13 protein-coding genes are annotated in these 13,136 nt (G+C 62.1%); 1 reads left to right on the plus strand and 12 read right to left on the minus strand.

Going from position 1 to position 13,136, the window contains the following annotated elements:
• Nucleotides 1-16 precede the first annotated feature (16 nt).
• From QQL79_RS20560 to QQL79_RS20570, 3 genes are all read right to left on the minus strand, one after another.
• A complete protein-coding gene (locus tag QQL79_RS20560; protein ID WP_284394010.1) occupies nucleotides 17-622 on the minus strand; it encodes a chloramphenicol phosphotransferase CPT family protein in 606 nt (201 codons plus the stop codon).
• Nucleotides 619-1,983 (minus strand): serine hydrolase, encoded by a 1,365-nt coding sequence (locus QQL79_RS20565; protein ID WP_284394012.1) that lies wholly within the window; start codon nucleotides 1,981-1,983, stop codon nucleotides 619-621. The genes QQL79_RS20560 and QQL79_RS20565 overlap by 4 nt, the downstream gene beginning before the upstream one ends.
• Nucleotides 1,984-2,069: 86 nt before the next feature.
• The gene (locus tag QQL79_RS20570; RefSeq protein WP_284394014.1) at nucleotides 2,070-2,606 is read right to left on the minus strand and encodes a cytochrome b; all 537 of its coding nucleotides are present in this window, start codon (nucleotides 2,604-2,606) and stop codon (nucleotides 2,070-2,072) included.
• 70 nt (nucleotides 2,607-2,676) lie between these two features.
• Between QQL79_RS20570 and QQL79_RS20575 the strand changes: the two genes are divergently transcribed.
• On the plus strand, nucleotides 2,677-3,120 hold the full coding sequence (locus QQL79_RS20575; protein ID WP_284394016.1) for a MarR family winged helix-turn-helix transcriptional regulator: 444 nt from the start codon (nucleotides 2,677-2,679) through the stop codon (nucleotides 3,118-3,120).
• Nucleotides 3,121-3,135: 15 nt separating this feature from the next.
• Here QQL79_RS20575 and QQL79_RS20580 read toward each other — a convergent pair whose 3' ends face one another.
• From QQL79_RS20580 to QQL79_RS20620, 9 genes are all read right to left on the minus strand, one after another.
• Nucleotides 3,136-3,717 (minus strand): dihydrofolate reductase family protein, encoded by a 582-nt coding sequence (locus tag QQL79_RS20580; protein WP_370461278.1) that lies wholly within the window; start codon nucleotides 3,715-3,717, stop codon nucleotides 3,136-3,138.
• A gap of 669 nt (nucleotides 3,718-4,386) precedes the next feature.
• Nucleotides 4,387-5,541 (minus strand): hypothetical protein, encoded by a 1,155-nt coding sequence (locus QQL79_RS20585; RefSeq protein ID WP_284394019.1) that lies wholly within the window; start codon nucleotides 5,539-5,541, stop codon nucleotides 4,387-4,389.
• A gap of 70 nt (nucleotides 5,542-5,611) precedes the next feature.
• Nucleotides 5,612-7,753: a sodium-translocating pyrophosphatase gene (locus tag QQL79_RS20590; RefSeq protein ID WP_284394020.1), complete on the minus strand. Its 2,142-nt coding sequence runs from the start codon at nucleotides 7,751-7,753 to the stop codon at nucleotides 5,612-5,614.
• A gap of 298 nt (nucleotides 7,754-8,051) precedes the next feature.
• Nucleotides 8,052-8,378: a DUF167 family protein gene (locus tag QQL79_RS20595; RefSeq protein ID WP_284394021.1), complete on the minus strand. Its 327-nt coding sequence runs from the start codon at nucleotides 8,376-8,378 to the stop codon at nucleotides 8,052-8,054.
• Nucleotides 8,379-8,383: 5 nt separating this feature from the next.
• On the minus strand, nucleotides 8,384-8,674 hold the full coding sequence (locus QQL79_RS20600; RefSeq protein WP_035099089.1) for a YggT family protein: 291 nt from the start codon (nucleotides 8,672-8,674) through the stop codon (nucleotides 8,384-8,386).
• A 301-nt stretch (nucleotides 8,675-8,975) separates the two neighbouring features.
• Nucleotides 8,976-9,593, minus strand: a complete 618-nt coding sequence (locus QQL79_RS20605; protein ID WP_284394022.1) for a DedA family protein — start codon at nucleotides 9,591-9,593, stop codon at nucleotides 8,976-8,978.
• Between the two features lie 107 nt (nucleotides 9,594-9,700).
• Nucleotides 9,701-11,512, minus strand: a complete 1,812-nt coding sequence (gene typA / locus QQL79_RS20610) for a translational GTPase TypA (RefSeq protein ID WP_284394499.1) — start codon at nucleotides 11,510-11,512, stop codon at nucleotides 9,701-9,703.
• Between the two features lie 355 nt (nucleotides 11,513-11,867).
• A complete protein-coding gene (locus QQL79_RS20615; protein WP_284394023.1) occupies nucleotides 11,868-12,257 on the minus strand; it encodes a VOC family protein in 390 nt (129 codons plus the stop codon).
• A 44-nt stretch (nucleotides 12,258-12,301) separates the two neighbouring features.
• Nucleotides 12,302-12,892: an RNA polymerase sigma factor gene (locus tag QQL79_RS20620; RefSeq protein WP_284394024.1), complete on the minus strand. Its 591-nt coding sequence runs from the start codon at nucleotides 12,890-12,892 to the stop codon at nucleotides 12,302-12,304.
• Nucleotides 12,893-13,136 lie beyond the last annotated feature (244 nt).

Genomic DNA, 13,136 nt, shown 5'->3' on the forward strand with positions numbered 1-13,136 from the left:
CGACATGAAGTTTGGCTCAATCCCCTGCCAGAATCTCGAAGGCACTCGGCCGCGGCGGGTTGGACAAAGCCGCCGCGATCGCTGCCATGCAGGCCTCCGGCGTCAATGCGCCCGTGTCGACCCTCAGGTCATAAATCCCGGGCACATGCACCGCGCTCTGCCAGCGCAAGACCGGCGGCGGTACCGTGTCGCCCCCCAGATAATGACCATTTTGCGGATCGGCATTGCGTCGCGCCATGATGGTTTCAATGGGGCAATCGACCCCCACGAACAGCACCGGCAGCCCGGCGAGGCGCCGGGCGCATTGCGGCAGGATGCCGAGCGGGCGCGAATAATCATCATGATGGCCAAGATCGGCAACCACATCGAAACCGGCGCGGGCATGGGCGGCAATGGCATCGTAGAGCGCCAGATAGAGCGGGGTCACATTGGGCTCGAGGTCCGGCCGCTCGCCGCCAGGACGCAGGCCGATGCCCGGCAGCAGCGCGGGCGGCAGGGTCCGGTTCTGCGCATCGACGCCCAGATTGATCCATTGGCCGGGCAGGTCGCGCTGCATGGCCGCCGCGATCGAGGATTTGCCGGCGCGCGGCGGGCCATTGAGGATGACGATACGCCCGCTCACAGCTTGCGCCCCGCAATATCCTGCCCGTTCTGGTGCAGGATCAGGCCCGTCGCCGCCCCACTGGCATCGGTTTCAAAACTGATCTGGGCATCGACCTGGCGGTAGAAAAACCGCGTGGCGCTTTCGGGAAAGACTTCGAACTTGTCCTGCCCGCTGGCCTTGACGAAGAGGCGGCCATTTTCGGCGGTGACCGTGAGGTGGAATTCGGGCCCGAGCTGATATTCGCCGGCATAGCCCGGCAGCACGGCCCGATCGATCTCGACCGTGGCGCGCGGCGCGGGCTGGACCGCCAGCGGCAGGCTCGCATCGAGCAGGTGAAAGCCGATATCCTCGATGCCGGTCTGGGTCACCTGATTGGCCAGCACCACCACGCCCTCCCCGCTTTCGCTGTTATAGCCGGCAAAGCTGTTGAAGCCGCCGGTAATGCCATTGTGCCAGACGATTTCGCTGCCGGGATGGGCGAGGATCATCCAGCCCAGCCCGATGCTCATATTGGGGGAACCCGCCGGGCGGGTCCTTGCCAGCATCAGCTCGAAAGCCGGCTTGAGGTCGCTGGGGGCGGCGCCACTGGCCGCGGCGATGAATTTGGCCATATCCTCTGCCGTCGAGCGATAGGCTCCGGCGGGCGCAAAAACATCGAAATCCCAATGCGGCACCGCCGTTCCGGCCGCGTCATGGCCGCTCGCGAAACGGGCCTCATCCACCGGCTGCAGCGTAGTCTCGCTCATGCCGAGGGGGGTGAGGATGCGCTCGGCGACAAGATCGGCATAGGGCTTGGCCGCGACATGGCTGATCGCCTGACCCAGAAGCGCAATGCCGATATTGGAATATTGGAATGTGTCGCCCGGTGCGCGCGGCAGCTCATAGGCGGCAAGAAACGCCGCAAGATTGTCGGCCCCATAGGCGGCATAGGGATTGGCCGGATCGCCAAGGCTCAATTCGGGCGGAATGGGCGGCAGGCCGGCGCTATGGGTCGCCAGATCGAAAAGGGTCATGGCCTGCCCGTCAAAGCCGGGCAATTCGGTATCCCGGGGCAGATAATCGGCAACGGGCTTATCGAGATCCATCCGGCCCTCCAGCACCATTTGGGCCAGCAGCAGATTGGTGAAGAGCTTGGTCAGCGAACCGATTTCGAAAATGCTATGTTCATCGACCGCAGCGCCATCACCGGCAAGTTTACCGCTGGAAACAAAGGTGATATCGGCGCCTGCTATCTCGCCGGCGACAATACCGACACCCTGTTTGTCGCGGGCAATACGGTCGGCAAGGATTTGGCCGATATCGGGAGCGGCCGTCTCCTGCGCCAGGGCGGGAAGCGCGCCCAGGCCGAGCACAAATAGCGTCGCGAACAGAAATTGCATCGAGCCCTCCGGTAAATGCGACCCCTATGCCGCATCGATGGGGCGAGGGTGTGACACAACGCGATCATGGCCCAATAGAGATTTGTCTAGCGCCCCAGCCCCATCCGCGCCAGCAGCCGGTCGCCGCGGATGAATTGGTGATAAAGCGCCGCCCCGATATGGCCCAGCATCAGCACGATCAGCAGCCGCGCCAGAATGCCATGGGCGCTATAGGGCGGCACAGCCGAAAAATCGGGCAAGGGCAGCGCGCCGCCACCGAATATCTGCTGACTGGCGCCGGTCAGCAGAAGCGTTGCCACCCCGCTCGACACCATGACGAGAATGACCCCATAAAGCCCGTAATGCACGCTTTTAGAGGCAATGGCCTGCCAGCCCGGCATGCCGGACGGCGCGGCGGGGCGCCTGTCGGCGGCAAGCCACCACAATATCCGCAACACCGTGAGCACCCCGATGCAGATGCCCATTATGGCATGCACCCGCAGGATCGCCGCCTCCGCCGCAGGGTCAGCGCTGTTGGCGGCGGCCAGCCCGCTGCCCAGCATGGCGAAGATCGTCAGGGCGGTAACCCAATGAATGGTAATGGCCACCAGGCCATAGCGCTCTGCTGTGCTTTTGAGGGGCATGGCAATTGCCTTTCCGCGGGATCAGGTCTAATAGATAGCATACTATGAATAAACATAGCAAGCTATCTAAATGCTGACCCGTGAAACTTCGGCAGGCTATCTCACCAATTGGGCGGCGCGGCTGTTTGCGCGCGAGCTGGAGCGGCAATTGGCGCCCAGCGGCATTTCGCCGGCCTATATGCCCATCATGTTCGCCCTGGCCGATGGCGGGGCGCTGACGCAAAAGGCGCTGGCCCAACGGGCGGCGGTGGAACAGCCCACCATGGCCGCCACGCTCAACCGCATGGAACGCGACGGCTTCATCGCCCGCCGCCCCGATCCGGCCGACAAGCGCAGCGCGCTGATCTCGCTCACCGGGACGGCCATGGCGCTGGTGCCCGAGGTCGAGCGCGTCGTCACCACCATCAACGCCCTGGCGCTGGACCCGCTCGATCCCGATGAGCGGGCCCAATATCTCACGCTGGTCCGCCGGATCATCGCCGTATTGGAGGCGCGTGACGCCCAATATGAGTGAGGCTTACTCGGCCTTTTACTTGGCCAGGCTATAGGTCTGGACCACATTGCCCTTGGACGTGGTGGTGCTGTTGACCAATGTCAGCCGCGTCGTCGCATCGCCCGGCTGGAACAGATGCCGCCGCCCTGCCCCCGCTACCACCGGATGGGTGATCAGCGTCAATTCATCCAGCAGCCCCGCGAACAGCAATTCGCGCACCAGGGTAATGCCCGCCATGGCGGCGATCTCGCCACCCTCCTGGGCCTTGAGCGCGCGGACGAAATCGAAGAAATCGCCCTCGACCAGGCTGGCATTCTGCCAATCCAACTTCCCCTTCAGCGTGCGCGAGGCGACATGCTTGGGCACCCCATTGATGAAATCGGCAAAATCACCATCGGCGGTGGCATTGGGCCAATAGCCCGCCCATTCCTGGTAGCCGACCCGGCCCAGCAATACCGTATCGACCTTGCCCATGACATCGCCGAGAAGCGCGCCCAATTCCTGGTCGAACGCATCGAATTGCCACTGATCGGGAGCCTCGACGACCCCGTCGACGGAATGGAACAGTCCGGCTGTTACTTTACGCATGATGATATTCCCTCTTCCAGCGCCCGTCATGGTCGCCCTTCACCAGCACAACGAGCGGGCCACGACGATTTCGACAGGTTGCGGGAAATTTCGGCCATGCCAAAGCGCCGCCCGGTTGCGGTTTTCGAATGGACGGACGGACCCCGAGACGGCATTCGCCTCGTGAGGAGTTTAGAATGAGACGGACGTCGCCTCGGGGTGCCGGGACTTTTTCGGACGGCGCGATCGCAGACCTCAGCGTTTGCCGTAGCGCCCGCCCGATTGCCTCGTCCGCTCGCCCCGGAGCGGAGCGCGACCCCCACTCCCCCGGCTGGCTTCCGGACGCTCGTCGCTGCAACGCCGCCCGTATCCCGGAAGATGGGAGGAGTATGGGGGAGGTTTTGCGGAGGGGGATAAGTTTTGGGGTTTGGGGCTCTGGGTGCGCTTTAAAGCGCGGTGTCATTCCGGCGAAGGCCGGGATCCATGCTGAGATGGATCAACACGCGCCAGATTGGCTGGTGAAACCATCTGAACCACTCACACACCTTGCGGCTGGGGAGATATCTCGAGATGGGCCCCGGCCTGCCGGGGTGACACCGTGGATGGAGGGCATTTGCGCAAAAGCCCGCCGACCCCCACCCTCAATCCCTCCCCTCAAGGGGGAGGGAGGCAGATCGGGGCAAATTGGCCTCAAGCTCAGCGTCGATTCAAGTTAGGCGGCTATACAAACGAAAACTGGCCTTCCTCCAGGTCCCAACGCACCAACCGCGGATTCTCAGGCCTAAATTGGGCGCCCATTACGGCAAGACCGTCCGGGAAAATGGCTCCCTCTAGACCGCCACGGCTACCCCTTGCTTGGTCGATAACGTCTTGAGGAATCGGGTCAATTTCCATATCTCCCCTGACTGCGGATGCTTGTGAGGAGCGAAAGTAGCTAAGGACCTTCTTGGCAATGCCCTGGTCGATGGCGAAGTAGAGCTGATAGCGGTCATACCACCACCTTGGTTCGTCGTAGTCATCCGGCCAGGATCGAAACTCCTCGCGGTGTGGCGATCGGGTTAGCCAATGACGCCCCTGCCATTGAAATCGCAGCAGCAGAGGTACACGCTCGACAAAACCCCTTCGAAACTGAGTTCCGTAACTCGATCCGAACACAAGGCTAAGTGCCGTCGCGTAATTTTGCCGTTGAACAAGTCCAAGCGAATAGTGGTCTACCTTTTTATCATCAGACGGCTCTGTCTCGGTTTGGTGGACCAAGATTTCGGCCTTAGTGGTGGAAGTAAGCCATGAGCCGATGCAGAAACCGTGACTCGCTTCGATCGCTCCAATCGATTTCCCAAGATGGGGTTCAACTTGGCCAAGGTATCCAGCTTCAACAACACTATCGAAGCTATTTTTGCCTGAACTGCGCGTACCTTTGGCCTCGGTCAACGCAACACCAGCTTCAACTGACGCAAAAACAAAATCTGGGGTGCGCCCCTTCGTGCCGACGCCCACCACATTTTCAAAATGATCAGACCAGTGATATCCGCCCTTGATCATGGTCAAATATGACACGCCAGCGGCCACCGTTCCAACGAAGAAACTCTTCACATAATCCTTGAAATCGTTGGCGCTGGAGAGAACTGCAAATTCATCGCTCATGTCATCCACATGGTGCTGGATTAGAGCAGCAATCATTTGAGATTCTGAGGTGACAAGCAGCGGGTCAACGAAGTGCATATGGCTGCAGCGAGCGGCGGCACCAAATAGCTCTAGCGCCGTAAAATCAATACTGGTGATTCCTAGCGCTTGGCCAACAACACCTTCCGCGTTGTTCATATGATCAGTAGCTAGAGTTATTGGCAGTTGCTTCGTCTTATGGGCCCAAGTCATTCCAGTTTCCCAACAGTTAGGCCCGGGATCACTCCCGGGCCTTCTTCATTCCAGTCCAGACTAAGTCTGGTTAGCCCAAGTGCGCCAGCACGGCCAACAACAACAGCGCCACGATATTGGTGATCTTGATCATCGGGTTCACAGCCGGACCAGCCGTGTCCTTATAGGGGTCGCCGACGGTGTCGCCGGTGACCGAGGCCTTGTGGGCGTCGCCGCCCTTGTGGTGGACGACGCCGTGGCTGTCGGTAAAACCGTCTTCAAAGCTCTTCTTGGCATTGTCCCAGGCGCCGCCGCCGGCAGTCATGGAAATGGCGACGAAGAGCCCGGTGACGATGACGCCCATCAGCATGGCGCCCAGGGCCGAAAAGCCCGCCGCCGGCCCTGCGATCCAGTAGATCACGAAGAAGACGACGATGGGGCTGAGCACCGGCAGCAGGCTGGGCACGATCATTTCCTTGATCGCGGCCTTGGTCAGCATATCGACGGCGCGGCCATAATCGGGCTTTTCGGTGCCGGCCATGATGCCAGGCTTTTCCTTGAACTGGCGGCGCACTTCGACCACCACCGATTGGGCCGCGCGGCCCACGGCAGTCATGCTCATGCCGCCAAAAAGGAAGGGCAGGAGCCCCCCGAACAGCAGGCCCACCACGACATAGGGGTCGGCCAGCGAGAAGCTGAGCGTGCCCAGGCCCGCAAAGATGGCCGGGGCGTCAGGCAGGGACGAGAAATAGATCAGGTCCTGCGTATAGGCCGCGAACAGCACGAGAGCGCCCAGGCCCGCCGAACCGATGGCATAGCCCTTGGTGACGGCCTTGGTGGTATTGCCCACCGCGTCCAGCGCATCGGTATTGTGGCGCACTTCCTTGTCGAGCCCGGCCATTTCGGCAATGCCGCCAGCGTTATCCGTGACGGGACCGAAGGCGTCGAGCGCCACGATGATACCGGCCAAAGCCAGCATGGTCGCCACCGCAAAGGCAATGCCGAACAGCCCGGCAAGATTATAGGTGACGATAATACCCGCAATGATGACCAGGGCCGGCAGGGCCGTGGATTCCAGCGATACGGCCAGGCCCTGGATCACATTGGTGCCATGTCCCGTCACCGAGGCTTCGGCAATGGAATTGACCGGGCGCCGATTGGTGCCGGTATAATATTCGGTGATGACGATGATGAGCCCGGTAATGACCAGCCCCGCCGCGCCGCACCAGAAGAGGCTCATGGGGGTGAAGCTCTTGTCGGAAGCCGCGATGACCGTATTGAGATCGCCAAAGATCATCCAGAGCACCGGCAGCAGTGCGATCAGCGACAGCACGCCGGTGGCAATGACGCCCTTGTAGAGCGCGCCCATGATATTGTTGGAGGCGCCCAGCTTGACGAAATAGGTGCCGATGATCGAGGTGACGACGCAGGCCCCGCCAATGGCCAGCGGCAGCACCATGCCGGCCAGCTTCCACTGCTCGGGCAGGATGATGGCGGCCAGGACCATGGTGGCGACAATGGTCACCACATAGGTTTCGAACAGGTCGGCGGCCATGCCGGCGCAGTCCCCGACATTGTCGCCCACATTATCGGCGATGGTTGCCGGGTTGCGCGGATCATCCTCGGGAATGCCCGCTTCGACCTTGCCCACCATGTCCCCGCCCACATCGGCGCCCTTGGTGAAGATGCCGCCGCCCAGACGGGCGAAGATGGAAATCAGCGAAGCGCCGAAGGACAGGGCCACCAGCGCATCGATGACCGTGCGGCTGGTGGGCGCATGGCCCATGGATGTGAGAATGATGAAATAAAGCGTGACGCCGAGCAGGCCCAGGCCCGCCACCAGCATGCCGGTGACAGCGCCCGATTTAAAGGCCAGGTCCAGCCCCTTGGCCAGCGAAGTGGTGGCCGCCTGGGCCACGCGCACATTGGCCCGCACCGAGACGTTCATGCCGATAAAGCCGGCCGCGCCCGAGAGCACCGCCCCGATCAGGAAGCCGATGGCGGCGTGGATGCCGAGCAGGAAAAAGGCGGCGATCAGGATGACCACCCCGACAATGCCGATCGTGGTATATTGCCGCTTGAGATAGGCCGACGCCCCCTCGCGCACGGCCGCCGAGATTTCCTGCATGCGGGCCGAGCCGGCATCGGCCGCCAGCAGCCCTCGGGTGGTGATCACGCCATAAACAATGCTGAGCGCGCCGCAGACGACGATCAGCCACAAAGCCAAAGTCATTCCTTTAGTCCCTCTTGTTCCTCCAGGGACGCAGCATGGACCGGGCCGATCCTCCAATCGGCGGCGAGCCATCCTCCTCTGTGCCCCTTCTGGAGCCGATGATGTGATGGATTGGCCCGTTAAGCAATGGATATTGCGGTGATTTGTCGCAGATGGGGTGGGCGGAACGTGGCGTGGGGCCGGGCAGCATCGGAGTACCCCCTCCTGGCCTCCCCCCGACAGGGGGAGGGATCTCTCCACTCTTGGAGCTGGATCGCGTTCCAATCACAAGGCGGTCCCTCCCCCTATCAGGGGGAGGCTAGGAGGGGGTATCTTCGAGCGCTTCGACAAGGCCCGCCAAAACACCCCCATCTCCCACCACCGCCAGCGTCTTGAGCCTTGCAGTCTCCCCGCTCACCACGCTCACCGCCGATTTGGGCACGCCCAGCGCCTTGGCGACCAGCGCCACCACCGCCGCATTGGCCTTGCCCTTGTCCGGCATCGCCTTGACCCGCAGGCGCAGCACGGCGCTGCCGTCGTCGCGCAGCTCCACCCCTTCGATGGCGTCGCGCCCGGCATTGGGCGTGACCCGAACGAAAAGGCTCAGCCCCGAGGGGCTGAGCCGGTAACAGGCCGCGCGATCCAATCGGATCAGAACACGTTGGGATAGATGTAATAGATGATGATGCGTTCGATGAAGAACAGGATCAGGAACAGGATGATCGGGGAAATATCGAGCCCCGAGAAATTCGGCATCACCCTCCGGATCGGCCGCAGCACCGGCTCGGTGAGCTGGTTGAGGATGCGCCAGACCGCGGCGACGAACTGATTGCGGGTATTGATCACGTTGAACGAGATCAGCCAGCTCATGATGATCATGGCCAGGACAACCCACCAGTACAGCTGGAGGATGAGAAGGATGATATCGAGCACGGCGCGCATGGGCGTCTCCGGTGAAGCGTTCGGCAAATTATCTAATGGCTATGCGCCCTTGCCACAAGAGCACATTGCCTCTCCCCCAAAGACATGAGAGCCCCGCACCGGTCGCACGGTGCGGGACCCACATGACTGACATCCGGTACGCATTACATGGGAAACTTCCGGACATCGCCTTCATTGCAACAAGCGTGCCAGACCGGACCCGCCCACAAACCGGGCGGCAGAGATTAAGGCATTGTGAATATTGCCATTTTACGGGCGGGATGCCTTGCAGAATGCGAGGCGCGTTGCGTTTTGCGAAAGCCTATTCCGCTGGCGTGCTGGGCTTGCTCGGCTTCCACATCACCAGCCGCACCAGATAGATCAGCACCACCAGGGCCAGCACCACATAGCTGAGCGGATCAAGGATCACCTCGACCAGTTCGTAATGCTCATGCAGCAGATAGCCGGCCGTGGTCAGGATGATATTCCAGATCAGCGCGCCGCTGGTCGATGCCAAAAGGAACACCGGCAACGGCATGCGGGCCAGGCCCGCCGGAATGGAGATCAGCGTGCGGATCAGCGGCATCAGCCGGCCGAACAGCACGATAATGGGGCCGAAGCGGTGGAACCAGTTGACCGCCACATCGATCTCTTCGGCATTGAGCGTCATCACCCGCCCGAAACGGTCGGCCAGGCGCCGCACGCGCTCGAGCCCGAACAGCCGCCCGGCATAATACCAGGGCAACATGCCCACCACCGCCCCGAACGTGGCGGCGGCCAGGACGCCAAAGAAATTGAGATCGCCATTAGCGGCGGCAAAGCCGGCAAAGGGGATGATCAATTCGGACGGGATGGGTGGAAAGATCGATTCGGCCAGCATCACCGCGAAAATGCCGGCATAGCCCCATTGGGAAATGGTCTGGATAATCCAATCGGTCATGGGGGTACTCCTGTTGAACTCTTCTGCCCGGCCCGAATGGCAAGATGGCGGCCAAATGCCAAGAAAAAGTAAGGGCCCCGACGTTTCCGTGGGGCCCTCGACTTGTCTTAGCCGGCTTTGGCGCGCAGCGCCCGCTTGCGGTCATTGGGATCCAGCCAGATCTTGCGCAGGCGGATCGACTTGGGCGTGACCTCGACATATTCGTCTTCGGCGATATAGCCCAGCGACTGTTCGAGGCTGAGCTTTTTCGGCGTGGTCAGGCGCACCGCTTCGTCCTTGGAGGTGGTGCGGATATTGGTGAGCTGCTTGCCCTTGAGCGCATTGACCTCCAGGTCATTGTCGCGGGAATGCTCACCGATGATCATGCCTTCATAGATATCGACGCCGGCATCGATCATGATCGGGCCACGGTCTTCCAGGTTCCAGAGGGCAAAGGCCACCGATTGCCCGGTGCCGTTCGAGATCAGAACGCCTGTGCGGCGGCCCGGCAGGTCGCCCTTATAGGGCACGAAGGAGTGGAACAGGCGGTTGAAGATCGCCGTGCCGCGGGTGTCGCTCAGCAATTCGGGCTGGTAGCCGATCAGCGCGCGGGTGGGAACCAGCAGCTTGATGCGGGTGCGGCCGACGCCCGAGGGGCGCATATCGGTCAATTCGCCCTTGCGCTCGGTCAGCTTCTGCACCACCGAACCGGTAAATTCGTCATCGACGTCGATGATGACTTCCTCGACCGGCTCGAGCTTGACGCCGTCTTCTTCCTTGAACAGCACTTTGGGGCGGCCGATGGTCAGCTCGAACCCTTCCCGGCGCATGTTTTCGATCAGGACGGCCAGCTGCAATTCGCCGCGGCCAGCCACGTCATAGCTGTCATTGTCGTCGCCGGGGGTGACGCGGATGGCCACATTGCCCTCGGCCTCGCGGAACAGGCGCTCGCGGATGACGCGCGACTGCACCTTGTCGCCTTCGCGGCCGGCCAGGGGGCCGTCATTGATGCGGAAGGTGACCGACAGGGTCGGCGGATCAATCGGCTTGGCGGTGATCGGGGTCGAGACAGAAAGCGCGCAGATCGTATCGGCCACGGTCGAGGTCTCAAGCCCGGCAATAGCCACGATGTCGCCGGCTTCGCCGACATCGATCGGGGTGCGTTCGAGGCCGCGGAAGGCCAGCACCTTGGACACGCGGCCCTTTTCGACTTCCTTGCCTTCACGGTTGAGCGTGTGGATCGGATCGTTCGACTTGACGCTGCCCGAGGCGATGCGGCCGGTCAGGATACGGCCCAGGAACGGATTGCGCTCGATAGTGGTGACGAGCATGCGGAAGGCGCCCTCTTCCACCTGGGGCTCGGGCACATGCTCGACGACCTTGTCGAGCAACGGGCCCAGGCTTTCCTTGGGGCCGGTGGGATCGAAAGCCATCCAGCCCTGCTTGGCCGACCCGTAGAGCACGGGGAAATCGAGCTGTTCGGGCGTGGCGTCGAGCGCGATGAAGAGATCGAAGATTTCTTCGAGCACTTCCAGATGCCGCTCATCGGCCTTGTCGATCTTGTTGATGGCAACGATGGGACGCAGACCCTGTGCCAGCGCCTTGCCGAGCACGAACTTGGTCTGGGGCATCGGGCCTTCGGCCGCGTCCACCAGGATCACCACGCCATCGACCATGGACAGGATACGTTCGACCTCGCCGCCGAAATCGGCGTGTCCGGGCGTATCCACGATATTGATGCGGGTTTCTTTCCACAGCAGGCTCGTGACCTTGGCCAGGATAGTGATGCCGCGTTCGCGTTCGATGTCATTGCTGTCCATGGCGCGTTCTTCGACGCGCTCGTTTTCGCGGAACGAACCGGACTGCTTGAGCAGCACGTCGATCAGCGTAGTCTTGCCATGGTCAACGTGGGCGATGATGGCGATATTGCGCAAGCTCATAGGGATCAGCCTCATTGGCATGATCCCAAAAATTGGCCCCGCAAATGGTTCGGGGCGCGCCTTGGCTGAAATCATGCGGAAACATGAACGCCAGCCGCATTTTGGGCAGGCTGGCGCATTTGTCGCGGCTCTTACAGCACTTGGACCCGCCCGACAAGCGTCCGCCATGCAAAGGTGGGTTGCAGGGGCAATCGCAGACTAGGCCGCGATCTCTCCACGTTCGCCTCCCTCCCCCTTGAGGGGAGGGATCGAGGGTGGGGGTCGATGGGCTCCTGCGCAAATCTCCAAGACCCCCTCCCTGGCCCTCCCCTCAAGGGGGGAGGGGACGCAGAAGCCTCTGCCGAGGTGATCGTTGTTAGAGAGATTTCAACGAGCGCGGCAACTCCCCCGATTGCCAGAGCCCCAGGCCAAAGCCATCCGGGTCCAGAAAGTCCGCGCTCCAGCCACCCGGCGCCTCCGAAACCGGGGTGACGATGGTAATGCCCTGGGCCGCGAGATCGGCCACGACATCGTCAATGCCGCCCTCGGTGACATCGAAGACCAGTGCCGGCGTATCGCCGCGCTTGCCTTCCATCTGGAAGAACACCATGTCCGGTCCCCCTTCGAGCCGCCCGGACAGCCAGAAGGGCTCGGCGCCCTCCATCCGCTGCAGGTCAAGCTGCAGCGTTTCATTGTAGAAGCGCTCGGTGCGCACGATGTCGGAAACGTAGAATACAATACTGGCCGATTTGGGTTTGAATGCCATGGCGTCCTCCTGTGATGCCGGTCTGATGTCCAGAGTTGCCGCTGTCACGGCTTTTGTGAGCGCCTGACGATAAAAAGATGCCCATCGGGATCGTGACTGGCAAAAATCCCGCCCTGCCGCAGCAGGCCCGGCAGCAGGGCGTCGCGGATACGGCCATAGGCCAGGTCCAGATTGAGCCCCGGCATGCCCTCGGGCATGGCGATGCCTGCCCCCTTGAGCTGGCGCTTGAGCGCGGCGATGCGCTGGCGCAGGGCGGCGTCGGAAAGATCAAGCAGATAGGCGATCTCGCGGCGGTTGTGACCGGCAAGGGTCAGCGCCGCCACAGCCTTGAGCGATGGCGGCAGGCCCGACAGCACCGCGGATAGATCGAGTGTTTCGGCCGCAGGTGCCGGCTCGGGCCGCAAGGCATGCCAATGAGTTTCCCGCAGCCGGGCGCGGCCCGCGCCCCTGGCCGCCAGTTTGGCCCGGTTGCGGATAATGCCGGCCAGCCAGCGCATATCCTGCGGGCCGGCAATCATCCGCCCGGTCCGCACCGCCTCGAGCAGCGCATCCTGCACCAGATCATCAGCCTCATCGGCCCGCCGCGTCGCGCGACGGGCAATGGCCAGCAATTGGGCATAATGGCTCGGCCGCATGATCTCTCCTCCTCCCCGAGGGTGACAAGGGAGGGATCAAAAGGCAATTGGCTTGTCTTTTGGGATGAGGAGAGGTGTGGAGCCGCTTACCGGCCAAGTACTCCCTCACCCGCCGCGCTTGTGGTGAGGTGAGCTTGGGGATCGTTCCGGGAGCTACTCCTTTCCGCGGTGTCATCCCGGCGCAGGCCGGGATCCATGCTGAAGGCCATCCGAACATCCAATGCCCGGAGAGTGCACAGCATGG

This window comes from Devosia yakushimensis (assembly GCF_030159855.1).
GTDB lineage: Bacteria > Pseudomonadota > Alphaproteobacteria > Rhizobiales > Devosiaceae > Devosia > Devosia yakushimensis.

Bases quoted from the DNA above. Each gene is read 5' to 3' on its own strand.
- QQL79_RS20565 (WP_284394012.1), bottom strand. From the start codon at position 1,983: ATGCAATTTCTGTTCGCGACGCTATTTGTGCTCGGCCTGGGCGCGCTT.
- QQL79_RS20570 (WP_284394014.1), bottom strand. From the start codon at position 2,606: ATGCCCCTCAAAAGCACAGCAGAGCGCTATGGCCTGGTGGCCATTACC.
- QQL79_RS20575 (WP_284394016.1), top strand. From the start codon at position 2,677: ATGCTGACCCGTGAAACTTCGGCAGGCTATCTCACCAATTGGGCGGCG.
- QQL79_RS20580 (WP_370461278.1), bottom strand. From the start codon at position 3,717: ATGACGGGCGCTGGAAGAGGGAATATCATCATGCGTAAAGTAACAGCC.
- QQL79_RS20585 (WP_284394019.1), bottom strand. From the start codon at position 5,541: ATGACTTGGGCCCATAAGACGAAGCAACTGCCAATAACTCTAGCTACT.
- QQL79_RS20590 (WP_284394020.1), bottom strand. From the start codon at position 7,753: ATGACTTTGGCTTTGTGGCTGATCGTCGTCTGCGGCGCGCTCAGCATT.
- QQL79_RS20600 (WP_035099089.1), bottom strand. From the start codon at position 8,674: ATGCGCGCCGTGCTCGATATCATCCTTCTCATCCTCCAGCTGTACTGG.
- QQL79_RS20605 (WP_284394022.1), bottom strand. From the start codon at position 9,593: ATGACCGATTGGATTATCCAGACCATTTCCCAATGGGGCTATGCCGGC.
- typA (WP_284394499.1), bottom strand. From the start codon at position 11,512: ATGAGCTTGCGCAATATCGCCATCATCGCCCACGTTGACCATGGCAAG.
- QQL79_RS20615 (WP_284394023.1), bottom strand. From the start codon at position 12,257: ATGGCATTCAAACCCAAATCGGCCAGTATTGTATTCTACGTTTCCGAC.
- QQL79_RS20620 (WP_284394024.1), bottom strand. From the start codon at position 12,892: ATGCGGCCGAGCCATTATGCCCAATTGCTGGCCATTGCCCGTCGCGCG.